This window comes from Mucilaginibacter gossypiicola, assembly GCF_900110105.1.
In the GTDB taxonomy this organism is placed as follows: Bacteria; Bacteroidota; Bacteroidia; order Sphingobacteriales; family Sphingobacteriaceae; genus Mucilaginibacter; species Mucilaginibacter gossypiicola.
Genome location: NZ_FOCL01000005.1, coordinates 179,496 through 199,597, shown reverse-complemented (window position 1 = coordinate 199,597; position 20,102 = coordinate 179,496). Strand labels below are relative to the sequence as shown.

Here is a 20,102-nt window from a genome sequence, read left to right as displayed (position 1 = left end):
TTTCAGGATTTTTTGGTTTGTTTTTCATTAAGTTTTTTTAACCGGATCAATGCCTCCAGATAATAATAATCAGCATAGATAATTGAAGCATTAATTTCTGTTCCGTTGGGTTTATGCCCGGTTGAATGGAGTAAAAAAGAAGGGTTTTTATCCCTGCTTTGGTATTCGGATGATGATAACCGTGCAAGTATCTGTTCAGCTTTTTCGCGGTACGTTTTAGCCTTTGAGCTATGGGCAACAAAAGTTGAAAGTTCCAAAAGTGCAGAAGCCGTAATGGCAGCAGCCGACGCATCCCGCGGCGCGTTGGGTATATCAGGGGCGTTAAAATCCCAATAAGGAATAAGATCGGCGGGTAACCTCGCCAGGTATACATCGGCTACTTTTTGTGCGAATTGCAAAAATTCCTTTTTGCGTGTTTCGCGGTAGCACATGGTAAACCCGTAAATAGCCCATGACTGGCCCCTGGCCCACATGCTACTGTCGGCATAACCCTGGTGTGTAACTCCCTTTATTTTTTTGCCTGATACCGTATCATATACTACAACGTGGTAAGAGGTAAAATCGGGCCGAAAATGATTGCGCATGGTAGTTTCGGCGTGTTTAACAGCGATATTATATAAACGGCTGCCTCCGCCGTTTTTTGATGCCCAGAACAACAGCTCCAGGTTGATCATATTATCAATAATGGTATTATGCGGCCAGCCCATTTTTTTAACCATAGGCGGCCACGACAGGATGGTACCTACGCGGGGGTTAAACAAGGTAGCAAGCGAATCGGCCGATCTGAGTAAAACTTGCTTGTATGCCTGATCATGCGTTAGCCGGTATCCATTGCCGAAACTGCTATACATTTGAAATCCAAGATCGTGGTCAAACCCCGGTTGTTTTGAAAGCGGTGAAAGCTCCGTCGTAAAACGCGCGGCCTCAGCTTTCCATCGCGGTTGACCTGTTGCTTCATACAGGTACCAAAGTATCCCCGGCCAAAAACCGCTGCACCAATCCCGGTAACCAACATAACGCCAGTTTTTATCGCCTGATGCAATGCTGCGGGGAAGGTTAACTCCGGTATCCGCTGTTTCTGCGATGGTTTGAAGCGCCTGAGTGCCGCAATATAAGATGGCTTTGCCGGGCCAAAACTTTTGCTGGCCTGCAGCCTTGCCGGTTACACAAATAAAAATCAGTAATAAGACAATTTTATATTTACAGACAATCCTATTCATTATGGTTATATTATTTACACTTACTTCGGTGCCTGGTGTTAAAAACTATGTTGTATAGTTATTGGTCTACCTAATTAATTATATCCGGCCACTAGAGGCACGTCTCCCGACAGCTATCCAGTTGACTTGCCTGCCGACTTTACCTAAAACGTTTTAACATTGGGCTTAGCGATGTTTTCCGGGTTTATAATTAATCAAAGGTAATTAGCAGCAAGACCTGCAGAGGGGGCTGACAGGTCAATCGCAGGGGGGAATTATTCCGTCTGTTTAATATTTTGATACAATGAAAGAAAGAACCGGCCGTAGCCGGCTCCTTATCTTTTATCGTTTATTAAACCTTTTTTTAATTTAAACCTCAATTGTTTGGTATATCCGCCAATGTCTTATAGGATCGGACCCAATCTACTTTGGCCTTTTCACCGCTTGCACAATCACCAAAATCGAGATATAAACCTCCCGTCGTTGAGGCGGCCGGGAATGGCAGACCATCGTTCAAACCACCTTTTGGAGCCCATTTAATAACATAAACCTGCGTGCCTAAAAGGGTCATATCTGTTTTGCTGACATACCTGTAGTCGTGGTTTGAACCTCCAACGCTCCAATACGCCTGCACGGCCCAATCGTCTGTGCTCTTCTTAAGCTTGGGTATTTGAGTAACTTTAAGAGCGAGATAAGGATAAGTAACCGGATCCAGCAAGGCAGAACCCTGCCAGGCCCGCACGTAGGTACCTATTGAACCTGATACTTCGAGCTGACCATTAGCCACTGCCACTTTCGAATTTTCGGCCCAGGGTATACCTCCCCAACCCGCCAGCTCATCAAACTCCCACCTAAGCGCCCCTACAGCTACGGGGGTTAGGCCACCTGCCGATGGGTGATAAAACAAAAGGCTACCCCAGCCGGTTCCGTCAGTAACAGTGCCGTCAGTTTGTCTTTCAATTGGTGTGTGTTGTTCTAAAACACGCTGTGTGTAAGGCATATCCGATCCAAGCCTGTTATGAAAGTGATTATAAGCCATGTAATAAATCGGCCGGAAAACCCCTCGTCCATCTGTTGAAATTGACGGATATACCCATTGGCCGTAAACCTCCGGGAAAGCTGTATTATAAGGCACATCTTCGCCAAGGTTGTATTTAGCGGCGTATTCAAAAGCTTTCTTGATGATGGTATCCTTTGCAACCCACATATCTGGTTTACCCTGGTTATAACCCATTTCGCATAGCTCTTCGAAGTTGCAGAGGCCCAATTGCGCGTAGCCCTGCTTTCTTCCGGACTCCTGGTTTTGTCCGGTAGGCAGAAAATAATGGGCTACGGTGCCATCGCCGCTACCGTTATAAAAATAGTTATACGCAGCATCAAACATACCCTGATCGTCCAGGAAAATACCCATGGCCATTACGGCTTTCGCATTGTCGCTATCCCAGGTACCGTTGGCCCCGCCCGGAATCGCGATGCTTTTAATTACGGGATACCAGATGTTGCGGAACATATCCTTACATTTTTGAAGATCTTCCGCTTTCCAGCCCGAATAATCACGCACAAGTTCGGCGCCATTGGCCATAATAAAACCATTAAAGCCGGCGCACAGGTAAACATCAGGCCCGGTACTTGTAATGGACTTTAATGTAGATGACCAAGCGTTGAGCATATTGATGGCGTTATCAGCATATTTATTATTGCCGGTGAGCTTCCACATCAGGCCCTGGCAAAAAATAGCATAAGAATCGTTTTGAATGATATTGGCATAATCGATCCCATCCTTCGCTATTATGGTAGGATCGCGTGTAACCAATGGTGTTGGCCCCTGCATTTTATAACTTATAGAAGCCCATGAGGTGGTTTGTAATGCGGTAAATGAGGTACTCCAGGGATCGGAAGAGGAGTTGAGTTGTGTTTTGATGTAATCAATAGATTCTTTTGTAAGCAAAATGCCCGGGTGTACAAATACGGTAGCACCGTTGGGGTTGGCAACACCTTTACTGTTTTGTTCAACACCATGCAATGAAGGTGATTTTTTGCAAGACATTGTTACCAATATGGCACACAATGCCAATAACCATAAATGAGGTTTCATAATTGGGTCTTTTTTTGAATATTTTACCGATCTGTAACTGATCGTATAGGGTTAATAACTCTTATACAGGAAGGTCATTACCAACCAGGGTTTTGCGTTAATTTGTTATTCAGCTTGATCTGGTCCTGCGGTATTGGCAACAGGTAATTTTTGTCCTGCCAGGTACGGCTGTTATCAATTACCAAAACACCGTTCGCATCCTGCGGAATGGTACTTGCACCCGCCCATATGGTGGTGAACTCGGTACCGGCCCACTTAATACCCAGTGCAGGCATCGGCATTTCTGTACCGGCAGTCTTCCAGCGCTTAAGGTCGTCTATGCGGAAACCTTCATGGTAAAGTTCAACGGAACGCTCCCGCCTGATTTCCGTTTGCATATCTAAACCATTTGCAGTAACAAAATCATTGGTGAGCAAAGGCATAGCGCTGTTTACACGGTGCCTTACCTGGTTCAAAGAAATATTAAGATCGGCATCAGAAATGGATCCGTTACGTTCAAAAGTGGCCTCGGCGTAATTCAGCAATACCTCGGCATACCTGATCACGGGATAATCATATGATTCATAATTGTCTGCCACATTACGCTCTGATGCCCATTTTTGATTTTGATAACCTGTACCAAAATTGGATACTAAAGGCTTGTAACCTGCGTGGGCAACATCGGTAGCGTCATTTTTCCAGGTAACGCGATAGTTGGCGTTACTCCAGTAATCGTTACCGGTAACCATAAGCGTATATTGCATGCGTTTATCCCTGTTGGCAAATTCAGAACGGGCGGTGCCATAACCTTTAAATAGTGGCGATTTATCGATAGGCAAGCCATCGCTGCATAAATAAAGATTGGCAAGTTTGCGGGTTGGCCAATCAACACTGCCGTTGGCAAAAGTGGTTTTTGTAATGTTAAGGTTGGAGATACGGATATTTTCGTCATACCTGTTGGCCAAAATATATTCGGTATTGGCCGATTTGGTTACACTTGCAGGATTTGATTTGGTATTTTCAAGTATGAACATGTATTTCAATGCCGAATCGCCCAGGGCAACCGTGGTACCTGTTGTTCCAAACAGGGCATATTGACTGCTTGTCATCACATCTTTACTGGAATTGATGGCTACATCCAATAAAGCATTGGCGCGGCTGGTATTTCCCCTGAATTTTTGCCAGGTACCCTCATATAGGGCCACCCTCGATAAAAACGCGCCCGCTGCGCCCTTACTTACACGTCCTTCATCTGAAGATTTCAATACGCTTTCTAAAGGCAGATCAGGGATGGCAGCTTTAAGATCAGCTATAATAAAATCGGCTACTTCATCTCTTGTATTCCTTGGTGATGTCAATAACGGATCATTAGTATCAAGCGGTTTGGATACTATCGTTACCCCGCCAAAAGCCTGCAGCAGATCAAAATAAATATAAGCCCTAAAAAATTTGGCTTCGGCCACGTACTGGCTTATTTCGGCAGGGGCGGCATAAGTTGAAGCTTTATCCAGCATGAAATTGATGTTCCGGATGCGCTGGTAGTCTGTATTATACGTACCATCCGACTGAACAACGCTATTGGTGCCGTTACTGTAAATATTTTTGGTACTATTGGTTAACAGGTCTGAACGCAGATCGCTGTGCACACCATCTGTTACCGTACCTGCAAAGGTGCGTTCATATAAATAAAACGCGTTGGCAGCCAATTTAAAATCATTGGCTTTTTTCCAGTAGGCCGCATCAGATAGTGTATCCTGCGGGTTTAAATTCAAAGCCTTTTTGCAGCCGAATGCAGCAGCAAATAATGCAAACGCTACGATGTATTTATGCTTAAATGTTTTCATGTTTTTAAAAATTAGAAGGTAACGTTTACACCGGCGGTTAAATATCTGTAAAACGGATAGCGGCCAAAATAAGGGCTGCCGTCTGTAGTGATCACATTTCGCGGTGCTTCAGGATCCCATCCGTCTTTAATTTTAGTTTTTTCCCACAGGTCGTTCCCTGACACGTAAACACGCAGTTTTGATATGAATTTGGTAGCAGAAATTAATTTTGGAGGCAAGGTGTAACCTATCACCGCGTTTTTTAAACGCAGGTAAGCACCATTTTCAACCGACCATGAAGAAGGCTGATAGTTATATGAATTAACCGTACCGTTTGTGGAGTACTTAGGATAATAAGCGCCGGTGTTATCGGGCGTCCAGTTATTGTTTACCGATTGGTTAGTAGTATTCAGATAAACGGAGCTGAATGGTACCCGCCATACATCGCCATTCCTGAAAATAGTCCTGCTGCCTACACCCTGAAAAATTACCGAAAGGTCAAACCCCTTCCATTGCACGCCCGCGTTAAATGAAAAGGTGTACTTAGGATCATCAGTACCTAAATACTTATAATCGGCACTGGTTATTTTCCCGTCTCCATTAAGATCTTTGTAAGAGTTATCGCCAATATGGGTTGTATATGAACCGCCCGGGATATCTGATCCGGCAATTAATTTGGTCGCCGCGTCGGCCTGCTCTTGTGTCTGGATACGCCCGGCATATTCCAGGCCAAATACTGAACCAATTGGGTAACCTTGGGTTGCAGCATTATAGCCACCGTAAATGGTTGTAGCACCGTTTATGTTAATGAGCTTATTTTTGTTGTAGCTGATGTTACCGCCTACATTATATCCAACCTCTCCAATTTTATCGGCCCAGGTAAGGCTTACCTCCCATCCGTTAGTTTTAAGGTGACCGATGTTTGCGGCCGGTGCCTGTGCCCCTAAAATTGTTGGGTAGGTTTGCGGCAACAACATGTTACCGTTATCTTTAATAAAATACTCGGCAGTACCGCTTAAGCGGCTGTTCAAAATCGAGAAATCGAGGGCTATGTTGCTATTTTTAATGCGTTCCCAGGTTCGGTTCAGGCTAACCAACCCGTTGGTGGGTGCAACAGTTACCGCCTGACCTGAGCCAAGGATAGGATTGTTGCTGGTTACAGTACCGGTTTTAGTTAACACCAGCTGTTGAATGTAATCATACAGGCCTATACCGCTTTGATTACCTACAACACCGTATGATGCCCTTAATTTCAGATCATTAAAAAAGGAAAAACCTTTCATAAAATTTTCCTGACTGATCCTCCAGCCTGCCGAAAATCCGTAAAATGATTTCCACCTGTCTGCTTCAGCAAATTTGGAAGAACCATCGTACCTGAAATTTGCCTCGAGCAGGTATTTCTGCTTATAGGCATAATTTAACCTGCTGAAGGCCGAGCCAATAGCATAATGGTTTTTAACTTCGCTGTTGGTTTGGTTGCCTATGCCAGCTAAAGCTTTCAGATCTTGCGAAACCGGGTTTAAAATGGTGGCATCAAAGTAATCATATTCGTCGCGCTCATACTGGCTGCCCACTGTAATACCTACAGAATGGTCTGTTTTAAAAGTGTTTTTGTATTCGAAGTAGGCATTGGCATTGTAATAGTCTTCACTCAGGTTGGCCCTTTTAAAATAAGCCGCATCCTGGGTTGGGTTGGTAACACCCGGTACGGTACCCAGATAATTATACCACTGAATTGAATTTTGCTGCGTGTACCGGTTAGCATTATTTGTATTGTAACCAAGCGTAGCGACAAACTTCAGGCTCTTTATAATGTCGTAATTAATTTTTTCGTTAATATAAACGTTGGCTTTTGTCAGCCGGTCGTCTCCGCCAAGTTTGGCCTGCCAGTTAGGGTTAAGCTGGCCGCCCCACGCGTAAGGGCCGCCATTGATGGTTGATATTGGCATACCCGGCTGGGCGTACTGCCCAAGCACGCTATTGATCATGGTAGGCGTTAAAACGTCGTTACGATCATAAGCGATATTGGATTCGATCTTCACTTTGTTGCCTATTTGAAAATCATTTGCCAAACGCACATTATATCGTTTATTAGAGTTATCGCCCCAGCGCAGTATGCTTCCGTCGTCCATATAGCCTAACGAAAGCCTGTAACCCGACCTCTCGTTACGGCCGGCTACACTGATATTATTTTGTGTAGAATTGGCTGTACCCCATAAAACATCCGACCAGCTATTGTTAAAAAACACATAATCGTTTACATCGTTAAAATTGGAAATCGGGTTGCTGCCATAGGTTTTAATGTCGATATAATTATTCAGGTTGGCTAAAGCAAGCTTACCGTATTTGATCCATACGTCGCTGTCATCAAAACCGTCATTTGTTCGGGCTGTAATTACGCCTTTGGCCCATTGTTCCACATTCATTAAATGAGGCTGTAAACCAACTATCTTGCTCGAAAAAGAACCATCGTATTGTACTACCGTTTTGCCGGCCTTAGCTTTTTTAGTGGTGATCAATACCACGCCGCCAGCGGCCCTGGCACCATAAATAGCAGCCGAGGCATCTTTCAGGAACGACATGCTTTCGATATCATTAGGATTGATAGCATCAAGCGAGCGTACCCCAACAGCCGCAACACCGTCAATAACCACCAGCGCGTCTGTAGGATTGATTGACGACGCTCCCCTGATCTTGATATTCCATCCCTCATTGCCCGGCGCGGCCGAACCTCTTGATATCAGTACGCCCGGAACCTGCCCTTGTAACGCCTGGAAAGGGTTTGCAAGGCTTCCTTTATCTTCAAATGATTTAGCGCTTACAGTAGCTACCGAACCTGTTAATGTAGCGCGTTTTTGTGTGCCGTAACCTACAACCACTATCTCATTCAGTTTGTTATCAGTAACATTAAGTTTGATATTGATAACAGTTTGGCTTCCTACAGTTACTTCCTGCGAATCAAAACCTACAAAACTGTAAACCAATACAGCATTTGTTTCGCCCGCGGGTATAGTGATGGAATAAGCGCCTGAATTATCTGTTGAGGTATTAATGGCTTTTCCTTTAAGAGTTACAGTAACACCCGGGAGAGGCCCACCCTTCTCGTCGGTTACTTTTCCTTTTACTATAATAGCCTGTACTACGGGCGTTTCATCAATTTGAGTCCGGACCGTTAATTTCCGCTGTACAATGATGAGCTTATTTTTTAATGCATAAGTAAGCGGCTGGTTGCGGAAACAGGTTTTAAGCACATCGTTAAGCGGGGTATTTTTAAAATCTACACTTACCGGGTTAGCGCCGTTAAGCATTTCATCGGTATAAAGAAAAGTGTAGCCGGTTTGATTTTGTATTTCGTTAAATACCTGTATAATAGAGGTGTTTTTTCCTGAATATGTTACGTTTTGCGCATGACCTGCAAGTGATACCTGTACAAAAGCTGTGATCAATAAAACGATGGTAAGTTTCATCACCAACAGAAATTTATGGATATAGGCAGAGCGCCTATACCCGGTAAGAGTATAAAATTTCATATCTTTGAAATGTTTGGGTTTAATTGGTTTATCGTTGTGGATCAATTATATATCGGTTATAAACTCAGGCACTGGCCGGGAGTGTTCGCTGCACTTCCGGTTTCGTTTTTAAGTTTATACCATGGGTAGATCTATGGCATAACTATAACCCTCCTTTCAACTATCTTAAAGTGTACCAATCCGGTTAATTCAAGGGCGTTTAAAACTTCAGATATATTTTCAGAACGCGGAACCGTCCCTACAAAACCTTCATGTGTTGTTGTACCCTGGTATTGTATGTTTACATCATACCAGCGCGCCACCTTGCGCATAATTGTCTCTATATTTTCGTGCGCGAAATTGAAATTCCCGTTTTTCCAGGCAATGGCCTGCGCGGCATTCACTTTTGCCACTTCTATACCATCGCTTACCCGCGCCTGTTCGCCGGGGATGATCAGCTTCTGCTTATCTCCCGAAATTATTTTCACCGAACCTTCTAATAAAGTAGTGTTGGTTGAGGCTTCATCTCCGTAGCCCATAATATTAAAGTGGGTACCCAAAACCTCAACAGTGGTATGGTTTACAGCAACCCTGAAAGGCATCGCTTTATTCTTGGCAACTTCAAAATATCCTTCGCCGGATAATTCGACATTGCGCTCTTTACCTTTAAAGGCAACCGGAAATTTAAGTGACGACGCGGCATTTAACCAAACTTTTGTACCATCGGGCAAAACAACCTGGTACTGGCCGCCCTTAGGTATAGAGATCGTATTATAAGCCAACTGATCATTGCTTTGATTGCTTTGCTTTTGCCCGGAGGCATCGTAAATTAGCTGGCCATCTGTTGCTTTTTTTACTGAAATATTTTGCTGACTGGCCAGCAAACCTCTTTTGGCGCTGTCAAGGATAATTTGTGACCCATCGGCCAATGTTAAAACGGCTTTATTTCCGCCCGGTATTATTTTTTGCGCAATGGCATTAGTCGCATACAGATCATGCTTTCCGGCAAACTTCCTGGTAATTACACCTATAGTTACCAACAGTAATATAGCAGCTGCAACTGCAAAGTATTTTTTGTGTGATCTCCTTATTGGCTTAATATGTACCGGTTCGTTGTCAAGCTCCATGGTATCAATTTTCGCCTCTATTTTGTTCAACAGTTCGGGATGTTTTGCAGGTTCATGATCAGAAAGTGCCCGGAACAGATCGCCGTATTGATCCAACAAACGTTCAACTTCCTTTTCGGGAAGAGCGTTGAGCCACGTGATAAAGCGTTCATGCTCCTGCTCCGTGTGTTGGTTTTCAGCAAATTTTTTCAGGAAAGTATCCAGTGCTCTTTGGTCCATATATGCATAAGACGACCATCGAAGAAAAAAGAACTATCCACAATAAAAATATTTTGTTCTTTTTTGAAAAGATGTAAATGACACATGATGAGTTTACAATTTCTGCAAAAGAAAAATTTACATCCTCACTACCCCATGCCCCCCCGGCGATAATCTACTATTTAAAAGCAATTTACGGTATCGTACTTAACAATCCCCCCTATTAAAAGCTTACGGGAGCAAGGCGTATAATCAAACATGGAGAGATATTATAAACTAAAATGCATTCCGTATCTCACCCCGGAACGCACTAACTCGTAGTCAACTAAATCCCTGGATCCGTTTGCGAGACCAAGTTCTTTGTAGCAACCTCATTCCGACCGAAGGCTTTTCACCGGATTGGTCAATGCTGCTTTAATGCTGTGGTAACTGACAGTTATTAAAGTGATCAGTAAAGCGCCTGCTGCGGTAAGTACGAAAACCCACCATGACAATCCGGTACGGTAAGTATAATGCTGCAGCCACTGATGCATAAAATACCAGGATAAGGGAACGGCGATGAGCAACGCGATTCCCACAAGTATGATAAATTCTTTCGATAAAGAACCCCAGATGCTAATTACGGACGCGCCCAACACCTTGCGGATACCGATCTCCTTGATGCGTTGTTCTGCTACAAATGATGCCACTCCGAATAATCCAAGACAGGAGATAAAGATAGCGAGCACCGCGAACACGGACGCCAGCTTTCCCGTACGTTCTTCCGCTAAGAATTTTTGCGCGTATTCACTATCCGCAAATTTGTAATTAAAAGGCGCTTCCGGCGCGAATTTTTTAAAGACCGCTTCGATCCTGGCGAGTGCAACGGATGCAGGCACATCGTTCCTGAGTTTCAAAATAATCACATTGAACGACCGCTCCCGGTCATCCACCAAAAATACCACCGGGGTTACCGGTTCGAAAGGTGAATTCATGACCATGTTTTTCACCACGCCCAGCACCTTCCAGTTTTTGCCATGCCATTTAATGGTTTCGCCAACCGGTTCTTTCAACCCCATTTGCCTGATGGCTGCCTCATTAAACAAAAAGCCTGATGAATCACTCAAAAATTGCCTGGAGAAATCCCGGCCTTCCTTCATTTTCCAGCCCACCACACTGCCAAAATCCGGATCGATCAACACCGTGCCGAAAGCCTCCTGCCGGTTGGGATCTTTTCCTCTCCAGCTCAGATTATCTGCCGACGACCAGGTTTCTGTTGTAGGATTGGACGATGGGGATACGCCGGATACTGCGCCGGTGTTCAACAGTTCCTGGCGGAAAGCGCTATACTCTTTAATCGCATTATAAGGGATCGAAACAAGGTTGTCCCGGTTATAGCCTACCGGCCTGTCCTTCGCGAATTCAATTTGTTTAAAAACAACGATGGTCCCGATGATGATCGTAACAGAAACAGCAAACTGAAGAACCACCAATACTTTGCGGGGCATTGCTGCCATTGGTCCAGCCTTAAATGTTCCCTTCAATACTTTGACAGCATTAAAGGATGATAAGTAAAGTGCCGGATAACTGCCTGCGATAAGTGCGGTTAGGAGGCAAAAGCAAAAACAGATGAACCATACCAGCGGGTCATTCCAGATCAGGTGCAGGTGCTTGCCCGAAATGTCGTTAAAAAATGGCAGGCTCAGCCAGGTCAGCAGAACGGCGATCAGGAACGATATAGCTACAATTAGAAAAGATTCGCTGAGGAACTGCGTCACCAACTGCCCGCGCAGGGAGCCGATGGCCTTGCGTATCCCCACTTCCTTTGCACGCTTTTCGCTCCTGGCCGTGCTCAGATTCATGAAATTAATGCAGGCCAGCAATAAAACAAATAAGCCGATAATGCCAAAAAGCCATATGAACTGCAGACGACCTGCAACAGCAATGCCATCTTTAAACTCGTAGAGATGCCACTGATGCATCGGAAATAATACCAACGCGGGTTTTGTAGGATCTTTTCTGCGGTCACTCAGGATGTTCTGTATTTTATGGGCTACCTGCGGCAACTGGCTTCCTTCATTCAGTAAGGCAAAAATCTGAAAAGAACTGTCATACCAGTTATTCATATCTCCTGAATTTTTAAACAGGAGACGGATAGGCGCAATAAATTCAACACTGCCCAGCTGCGTATTTTGAGGCAGGTCCTGATACACTCCGCCAACCTGAACCAGGTAGGCATCGCTGATCTTGATTGTTTTATTGATGGGGTCAGCATTTCCGAACACAGCCCGCGCCAGTGATTCATTGATCAGTATGGTGCCCGGTATCTTGTACGCTTCTTTCGATCCTTTCACCATATGCAGCGTGAAGATATCGGTTAGTGAAGGTTCGGAAAAACAGCCGACTCGGGAAAAGGCATGATTATTATAATTGATATTCTGCTCGTAGATAACGGTGGCAGCAACAGCTTTGAAGTCGCTACCGTACTGCCCCCGTAATTCTGCTGACAGCGGAAAAGGCTGCGAGGCCTGCGTCGCAATTCCCCCGCCGACATGCTTATTGGCCAGTACCTGCACGATGTGGTCATAATTCGTGTTGAATTTATTAAACGACACCTCGTCCCATATCCATAAACCAATGAGCATGGCAACGGCCATTCCTACCGCCAGGCCGCTGATATTGATCAATGAAGAAGCTTTGTTCCTGGTCGTGTTCCGCCAGGCAATTTTCAGATAATTTTTAAACATATGATTCCGGGTTACCTGGTACGAAATTACCGGTGCTGGCCGGGAACCATATGTCAAATTATAAGATGACAGTTGTTTTTTATACGCTGCAGGCGTTTCTCCAGTCACCCGCTTGAACGCGCGGTGAAAGGTGCTGGGCGAGTTAAAACCGGAATCATAAGCTATGCCCTCCAGGGTGAACTTTTCAAAAGCCGGATTCTGCAGCTTACTGACTACATCTGCTACACGAAACTCATTTACAAAGTCATTGAAGCTTTGTTTAAATACGGTATTGATTACCGCAGACAATTCGTGAGTGGTCAACCCAAGCTTGTCAGCCAGGGTGGGCAAACTCAAATCAGGGTCTTTGTAGTAAGCCCCTTTTCTCATCATTTGTTTAAGCCAGCCGGCCCTTTGCTTAACGGCATCAGGCGATGGCGATTTCAAAAAATAGGGTTCATCTGTAGGCAAGTTGATTTCAGGCCTTAAGATCACCATGCCGGCCGCACCTATCGCTGATGCTGCCAATAGCAAGTATAATGGACGGAACAAGTGCATTGACTGGCTGTGGGGATCTAAGCAAGCGGCGATGTAAAAAGGGATCCACAATAACCATAGAAAGGCGAAACCTCTCACTACATTATGCAATCGGCGTAATTTCAGCCGGTAACGGTCGCCGCCATTAAATTTTAACGCAAGGGAAAAGTCTTTGATCAGCACCTGAGCGGCATACAAGTAGGCGCAAACCGAAATGAATACCATGAATTGAAGTAATGTGTTCAACCATGGTATACTTGATGAATCGTAAATAGCCGACATTTCCTCCACCAGCGAGGGACAGAAATGTATCAGGTCGAGGGTGCGGAATTTGTAGTCGGGCTTTGCTATGTTTCCTACATAAAAATAGATGAGCGGTCCTAAGGCCAGTGATAAGTGCGGTAGTCCCATGCTGATGTCGGTGTTTAAAGCCCGCAATATCTCGACAACTGTAATCAGGAGGATAAGTCCAAGAAGTCTATTCGCAGCCTTGTTACCTTTTTGCACAAGGAATAACATCAGGCTGAAAGCGAACCCAACGTATATGGTTCCCAGGAAAGCCAGGTCGTAGAAATCGATATGAAGGGCGTATGCTTTCATTTTCCAACTTCCATCAATCCTCGTTCCTTTGTTTTAAACAATTGATTAATAAAAAATTACAAAACAACAATCAAAATAACTGTTCCAAAATCGAACATGGCTATGTGCGGTTTTGGATGGTAAAAAATTGCCAGGAACCGCAATTGTCCAGAGTCTCTTGTTTTTAAATTGTGGCGTTACTTTGAAAAGAGATCAAATCCGCCACCAGGCAGCCGCTACCAATAAGCCCAGGGTGAGTTCACCATTGGCCTGTAAATACTTGCGAACAAAATCCATACCTGCGTAAAGCTGGTTTTTTACTGTAGATTTTGAAAGAGAAAGCCTGTCGGCAATTTCGTCGAGGCTGAGTTCTTCCCTCGTCCGGAGTTCTACTATGCGCCTTCTCTTTTCGGGCAGCAAATTAATGGCATCCTGTGCCATCATATAAAACTCCTTATAGTTGACAGCCGCATCTGATGTTTCGGGGCTTTCTTCCGAATCTGGCTGAGCCAGTACCAACACCTTTGCCTCCGCTTTAGTTTTTTTGATATGATCTAAAAGGAGATTTTTGGCAGAACGATAAACATATGATTGAAAAGAATGAATATGTTCCATTGATTGCCGGCGCTCCCAGATCTTTATAAAAACGCATTGTACAATTTCTTCGGTAAGCTCGGCAGATTTGCTGATCAAATAAATATAGCGGTATAAATTATTGATGTTTCGGTTATACAGTGTAGTAAAAGCGCGCCGGTCCCCTTCGGAGAGCCGTTTTAACAATTCACTTTCATCTAAATGTATTAACATTTCTATATCAATTATTTATATTGTTTTATTTGAAATATAAATAGGTTAACGGGTGCCGGGATGCATCGGGGCATAACCGTTTTTGTGGTAATTTATTTATAAGTTTATAACTAAACCGGTTTAAAGGCTACATTATAATTGGTATCCAAATGTAATAATTATTTTAACAAACACAATTCCTCATCGCTTTATTCCGAACGATGAAAATAGCCTGTATCCGTGCGTATTTGTGCATAATTAGTGAGGGGCGATGATATAACTACTTATAATGGCAGTGTTGCACTGAAGCCTCCCGAGCGCAGCAGATCCATTTGCTATTAGTACGGGTAAATTTTATAAAAATGACCGCAAATTAGCACAAGGATAAAATCTTTTCAGGTAATTAAACGTTTATATTATGTGCAGATAAACGTTTATGAAAACCCACTCCGTTCTCAAATATTCAATTAAAGACATTATCGCCTACCGAGGTTTGGATTGGCCCAACTCTGATGAGTTTTTATATTTAACAGAAATCCCGTTAACATTTGAAGTGGATTTTGTAAAGCCGGATTATTATTGTTTCGGGCTGATAGATCAGGGGCAACTGGAAATTAACATCAATGGCGATTTATGTAACCTCACTCCAAATTCCCTGTTGATTTACCGGCCCGGACAATTGTGGAAGGTATCAAACGTTGCTGAAGGCACTACCGGCTCATTTGTGTTATTTAGCAAGAAATTTATTGAATCATTAAATGAAAATATCTTTTCGGTAAGGAATCATTCTTTTTTAAGTCAGGGGATTCCGACACTTATAGAACTAAATGATGCAGACCGCAAAAAAATCAGGAACCTGTTTAGTGAGATTTTTACTTTGTTTTACCATCTCTCCAATTCCAGCTGGGAACTTGTTGCCCGAAACCTGACCTCTGCGCTTATTTACGAAACGGATAATATTGTATCCCAATATATCCATGCCTATCAGGTGATCACCAACAAAGAAGAAGAACTATTTTCGAGGTTTAATCACCTGCTTGCCGATCATTTCAAAACAAACAGAAAACCTGAGTTTTACGCGTCTGTACTTTGCGTTACCACCAATTATTTATACATGGTAACAAAAAAAATAAGCGGCCATACGCCTACCGAACTCATTAATAAAAAAGTGATCAATGCAGCCAGGTACCTTGTAAGTTATACCCTTTTGAGTTTTGTTGAAATAGCGCGGGACCTCAATTTTAATGATCCTTTTATTTTTAGCAAGTATTTTAAAAAAGGAACAGGATATTCACCAATGCACTATCGTACCCATACGGCCTCTTTAACTGATGCCTAAGGAAACTGACATGTAAACTCATTTTCCTGACATTGCCCGGCTTATTCTTCCAGTCTAAATTTGATCTATCAAATTATAAGAATTATGGAACGATTAAAAGGAAAAGTAGCCATTATAACAGGTGCTGCCCGCGGCATGGGCGAATCACATGCCCGTACATTTATAGCAGAAGGTGCAAAAGTAATTTTAACTGACCTATCTGAAGCAGCCGGCGCAGCTTTAGCCAAAGAACTGGGAGAAAATGCCATTTTTATTAAGCATGATACAACCAATGCCGAACAATGGGCAGCCGTGGTTAAGGCCGGAGAAGAGAAATTCGGGCCGATCAATGTGCTTGTCAATAACGCGGGTATTTTAGGGCCGATAGCCAAAACAGCAGAGCTTACCGAAGCTGATTACCAAAAAGTATGCAATGTTAACCAGCACAGCCTTTTTTATGGCATGAAAGCCACCTTGCCATCTATGCTAAAAGCAGGGATAGGCTCAATTGTCAATATTTCTTCAATCGCGGGGATGGTTGCCAATTATGGTTTTCCCAGCCTGGCTTACGTAGCCAGTAAATTTGCTGTAAGAGGGATGACCAAAGCCACAGCCATTGAATATGGCCCTAACAACATCAGGGTAAATTCAGTGCACCCAGGATTTATTAATACCCCTATGATGGTTGAAGCTACCAACGAAGACGGCGGCGATGCACTGCAGCAGATCCCCCTTGGCCGTTTAGCTCAGCCTAAAGAAGTATCTAACCTGGTTTTGTTCCTGGCATCAGACGAATCATCTTACATCACCGGTTCTGAGCATGTTATCGATGCGGGTATGATCGCACAATAATGTATATGCAAGTCAGGGTAATGAAAACAAAATCCGGGCCGACCAACCTGGATTTTGTTTTCATTCAATTACGTTACTTATATTAAATAAACCATCAAATGAAAGCGTGGCAGTTTAACGGAATAAATGAACCACTGGAAAGAGTGGAAATACCCTATCCTAAAGCAGGAAAAGGTGAAATTGTAGTAGATATCAAAGCAGCCGGTTTATGCCACAGCGATGTAAGCTTTATGGATGGTACCATTACCTCGCTATTGAAGGAGATCCCGATCATTTTGGAACACGAAATAGCGGGTGTGGTAGCCGAAATTGGTGAAGGCGTAAGCGATTTTCAGCTTGGCCAACGTGTGGGCATACCGGCGACAACTGATGGCCCGGGAACCTACCGGAACGGAGGCTTTGCAGATGCTGTGGTTGTTTTAGCCAATCAATGTGTACATGTGCCCGACGAAGTCCCCTTTGAACAGGCCGCCCCGGCAATGGATGCTGCAAGAACTGCTTACAGAGCCGTTGTTACAACTGGCCTGGTGCAAAAGGGCATGAATGTTGGCATTATAGGTTACGGAGGATTAGGTTCATTAGGTGTGCAGATAGCCAAAGAATTAGGGGCCGAAGTATACGTTGCTGAAGTTAACACGAAAACATGGGATGAAGCAAAAGCCACCGGCATCAAGGGTATCTCTGCAGATATTCGTGATTTTGAGCAGGTTGGTTTAGATGTTATCATCGATTTTGCAGGTTTTGGAACTACCACAGCTTCGGCGATCGACGCGATCAAACCAAGAGGCCGTGTTGTTCAGATCGGTTTGGCAAAAGAGATGGCCACCATTTCGGCGCAAAAAGTAACCATGAAAGAGATCACATATGTAGGCGCTTCAAACGGCGAGAAACATGAAGCCGAAGAAGTGCTAAAATTAATGGCTTCGGGTAATATCAAATCAAATATCATTAAAATTTCCTTTGATAAAATTCCTGACAGCCTTGATCAGCTCAAAAAAGGCGGTGTTAATGGTCGTTTTGTTGCCATTTATGAATAGTTGCTACAGAATAAATTAAAGGGTGTTGCGTTGCTCTCACGCATGATCTCCCGCGTGAGCACGACATTTTTTTAGCGGGTAGCAGAGATTGTTTCAATACCCCTATGAAACAGGTTGCTGCAAGCATCATTGTTGCGAGGCGATGGAATAACCCAAACCGCCGCCTCTGCAATTTAACAGATTATCGTGTAACGCTTACGTGGCGTTACCGGTAATAGAATTGTTAAGACTGAATACCTATCAGACAAACAAATTGGTTTTGTAAACCAGCACAACAAAATTTATTTGGCCAAAAGCATTTGAACCCCATGTGATGGTAAAGATCCAGCATACGCTCCGTTAAATTCGCCAAGCGGCTTATGCTGCCAGATATCCCTGAGTTTCAATCTTGACGGCAAGCCCGCTTTTTTAAAATCGCATGTTATTGAGGCGGCTGCCCCGGTACGGTTAAACAGCGCTATCGCGAATTTGTGATGAGCAAGCGGCTTTAACCAAACCTGTAACCCGGGCTGGAGTTCGGCAACAAGTTTTCCTTGTTTACCTAAAACATCCTGGTTAACAGCAATTGCTTCCCTATTGGTAAGTATAGCCGAAGCTTCGGGAGACAGGCGGCGGATATCGTTCCCCATAATTAGCGGCGAAGCTATCATGCACCACATGCTGAAATGCGCTTTTTGTTCTTCTGCGTTCATCACCTTGAGCCGGCCGCCATCGTCACCAACGCCAACCAACATCATATCTGCGTCGTTCCAATGCCCGGGACCGGCAATATCGGTATGTTTTGAAGATAGGTCCAGCTCGTAATTTACGCCTTCCCACTGGCTTTTCGTTTCTTTGGGCGAATGATCTATATCACCGCCAACACGCCAGGTATTACCCAAAGCAGGTGCCCAGTTCCAGTAATCGCGGCCACCCTGGTTACAAATGCTGAATACCATTGGCCTGCCCGCGTACTTCACCGCCTGCGATACTTTGGTAAACTCATTTTTGTAGGCTTCCTCGGTACGCACAGGTGCAAAATTTACATCAACTTTTACATATTCATATCCCCAATCGGCAAAAGTTTTCATATCCTGCGCATAAAAGCCTCCGCTGGCTAAAGTGGCGTAATTGGCCTTAGTGCCTATATTGGTGTAGATGCCCGCTTTTAATCCTTTACTATGAATGTAATCGGCAAGGGCTTTCATGCCGTGTGGAAATTTCACGGTATCAACCATTATATTACCCAGGGAATCCCTGCCGGTGCTCCAGAAATCATCAATATTTACGTATTCATAACCGGCTGCTTTTAAACCTTTAGCAACCATGGCATCGGCTATTTCTTTAATAACATTTTCGGATGGTTCTTTTTTGAAGGTATTCCAACTGCTCCAGCCCATGGGCGGGGTTAATGCCAGTTGATTATTCAATGTAAACGGCGTTTGAAAATAATCGGTCAGCTTACGCAATTCCTGTTGGGTGATGGTCAACACTGTACCGTGTCTGATGCCTTTTGGCATGGTTAATTGGTCAGAAATATCTGTCCAGTTTTTCAAATCTGCCGACTGTACCGCTCCGTAGTGGTGATCCATATACTTATCAAAATAAACCGTCCATTTATTGCCTATTTTAATAGCGGTTGGTCCTTCGGCCCAGTAATTACCTGTTATTGGTGCTGATGCCTTACCGTATCCGCCGGTTAATTTATCGCTGAATGCCAACCTGATATTTTTCTCGGCAACAGGTTTTTTGGTTTCATTTTTCAGGAACATAACATACTGCTTTCCTGCTTTTTGTATCGAGGCATCAATAACATTAAAACCCTGATCATACAGCAATCGCGTTTCGCTGTAAGTTCTAAAATCGCGGGTTGTAGTGTAGTAGATCCTGTGGTTCTTTTCTCCGGCTTCCTCGGTTTCAGGAAACCTGCCGGGAATGGTTGTAGCCCAATAAAGCATGTAATTTTTTGTATCCGGATCGTAAGTAATTTCCGGTGCCCAGCAGTTAAGGGCAGCGGGGTCTTTTTGCATAACCGGTATAAACTGTTGCACCGACCAATGGATCAGGTCGGGCGATGAAGCATACCCTATCCCACGGTCTTTCCAGCTTACCGTCCAAACCATATGGAACAAGCCGTCCGCACCCTTGATAATGCATGGGTCGCGCATCAGTTTATCTTTCGCTACCATAGGTTTTAAAACAGCGCTGTCATTATTGAGCGACTGCCACTTTAAGCCATCAAGGCTATAGGCAAGGTGTAACCCATCTTCCCCGTTATTTTCAAAGTAGCTGAAAAGATATGCTTTCTTTTGCGCCCTCGCATTTATACAAATAAACAACAACAGTACAACTATAACGCGGATGGTTTTAAACATGATA

11 protein-coding genes are annotated in these 20,102 nt (G+C 44.0%); 3 read left to right on the top strand and 8 right to left on the bottom strand.

From position 1 onward, the window contains the following. Nucleotides 1–2 precede the first annotated feature (2 nt). The 7 genes from BMX50_RS18520 to BMX50_RS18490 all read right to left on the bottom strand — a co-directional run bounded on the left by BMX50_RS18520 (nt 3) and on the right by BMX50_RS18490 (nt 14,558). On the bottom strand, nt 3–1,220 hold the full coding sequence (locus BMX50_RS18520) for a glycoside hydrolase family 88 protein (protein WP_091212036.1): 1,218 nt from the start codon (nt 1,218–1,220) through the stop codon (nt 3–5). Nucleotides 1,221–1,575: 355 nt separating this feature from the next. Then, nucleotides 1,576–3,294, bottom strand: coding sequence for an alginate lyase family protein (locus BMX50_RS18515; RefSeq protein WP_091212035.1), 1,719 nt, complete (start codon nt 3,292–3,294; stop codon nt 1,576–1,578). A gap of 77 nt (nt 3,295–3,371) precedes the next feature. Beyond that, nucleotides 3,372–5,117, bottom strand: a complete 1,746-nt coding sequence (locus BMX50_RS18510; protein WP_091212034.1) for a RagB/SusD family nutrient uptake outer membrane protein — start codon at nt 5,115–5,117, stop codon at nt 3,372–3,374. Between the two features lie 11 nt (nt 5,118–5,128). Further along, nucleotides 5,129–8,626, bottom strand: coding sequence for a TonB-dependent receptor (locus BMX50_RS18505; protein WP_143065213.1), 3,498 nt, complete (start codon nt 8,624–8,626; stop codon nt 5,129–5,131). Between the two features lie 131 nt (nt 8,627–8,757). Continuing rightward, nucleotides 8,758–9,951, bottom strand: coding sequence for a FecR family protein (locus tag BMX50_RS18500; protein WP_091212032.1), 1,194 nt, complete (start codon nt 9,949–9,951; stop codon nt 8,758–8,760). Nucleotides 9,952–10,301: 350 nt separating this feature from the next. Beyond that, a complete protein-coding gene (locus tag BMX50_RS18495; RefSeq protein WP_091212031.1) occupies nt 10,302–13,772 on the bottom strand; it encodes an ABC transporter permease in 3,471 nt (1,156 codons plus the stop codon). 192 nt (nt 13,773–13,964) lie between these two features. Then, nucleotides 13,965–14,558: an RNA polymerase sigma factor gene (locus BMX50_RS18490; RefSeq protein WP_091212030.1), complete on the bottom strand. Its 594-nt coding sequence runs from the start codon at nt 14,556–14,558 to the stop codon at nt 13,965–13,967. 415 nt (nt 14,559–14,973) lie between these two features. Here BMX50_RS18490 and BMX50_RS18485 point away from each other — a divergent pair, with 415 nt between their 5' ends. The 3 genes from BMX50_RS18485 to BMX50_RS18475 all read left to right on the top strand — a co-directional run bounded on the left by BMX50_RS18485 (nt 14,974) and on the right by BMX50_RS18475 (nt 17,744). Next, entirely contained in the window at nt 14,974–15,876 is a 903-nt protein-coding gene (locus BMX50_RS18485) for an AraC family transcriptional regulator (RefSeq protein WP_091212029.1), read from the top strand. An 84-nt stretch (nt 15,877–15,960) separates the two neighbouring features. Further along, nucleotides 15,961–16,707 carry an SDR family NAD(P)-dependent oxidoreductase gene (locus tag BMX50_RS18480; protein ID WP_091212028.1) on the top strand — a complete coding sequence of 249 codons (747 nt, stop codon included), beginning with the start codon at nt 15,961–15,963 and terminating at the stop codon, nt 16,705–16,707. Nucleotides 16,708–16,805: 98 nt separating this feature from the next. Continuing rightward, entirely contained in the window at nt 16,806–17,744 is a 939-nt protein-coding gene (locus BMX50_RS18475) for a zinc-binding dehydrogenase (RefSeq protein WP_091212027.1), read from the top strand. Nucleotides 17,745–18,025: 281 nt separating this feature from the next. On the opposite strand, the gene BMX50_RS34595 is transcribed toward BMX50_RS18475, so the two are convergent. Beyond that, nucleotides 18,026–20,098, bottom strand: a complete 2,073-nt coding sequence (locus BMX50_RS34595; RefSeq protein ID WP_167668006.1) for an alpha-galactosidase — start codon at nt 20,096–20,098, stop codon at nt 18,026–18,028. Between the last annotated feature and the right edge of the window lie 4 nt (nt 20,099–20,102).

Coding starts and splice junctions, on each gene's coding strand:
- BMX50_RS18520 (WP_091212036.1), bottom strand. CDS start 1,220: ATGAATAGGATTGTCTGTAAATATAAAATTGTCTTATTACTGATTTTT.
- BMX50_RS18515 (WP_091212035.1), bottom strand. CDS start 3,294: ATGAAACCTCATTTATGGTTATTGGCATTGTGTGCCATATTGGTAACA.
- BMX50_RS18510 (WP_091212034.1), bottom strand. CDS start 5,117: ATGAAAACATTTAAGCATAAATACATCGTAGCGTTTGCATTATTTGCT.
- BMX50_RS18505 (WP_143065213.1), bottom strand. CDS start 8,626: ATGAAATTTTATACTCTTACCGGGTATAGGCGCTCTGCCTATATCCAT.
- BMX50_RS18500 (WP_091212032.1), bottom strand. CDS start 9,951: ATGGACCAAAGAGCACTGGATACTTTCCTGAAAAAATTTGCTGAAAAC.
- BMX50_RS18495 (WP_091212031.1), bottom strand. CDS start 13,772: ATGAAAGCATACGCCCTTCATATCGATTTCTACGACCTGGCTTTCCTG.
- BMX50_RS18490 (WP_091212030.1), bottom strand. CDS start 14,558: ATGTTAATACATTTAGATGAAAGTGAATTGTTAAAACGGCTCTCCGAA.
- BMX50_RS18485 (WP_091212029.1), top strand. CDS start 14,974: ATGAAAACCCACTCCGTTCTCAAATATTCAATTAAAGACATTATCGCC.
- BMX50_RS18480 (WP_091212028.1), top strand. CDS start 15,961: ATGGAACGATTAAAAGGAAAAGTAGCCATTATAACAGGTGCTGCCCGC.
- BMX50_RS18475 (WP_091212027.1), top strand. CDS start 16,806: ATGAAAGCGTGGCAGTTTAACGGAATAAATGAACCACTGGAAAGAGTG.
- BMX50_RS34595 (WP_167668006.1), bottom strand. CDS start 20,098: ATGTTTAAAACCATCCGCGTTATAGTTGTACTGTTGTTGTTTATTTGT.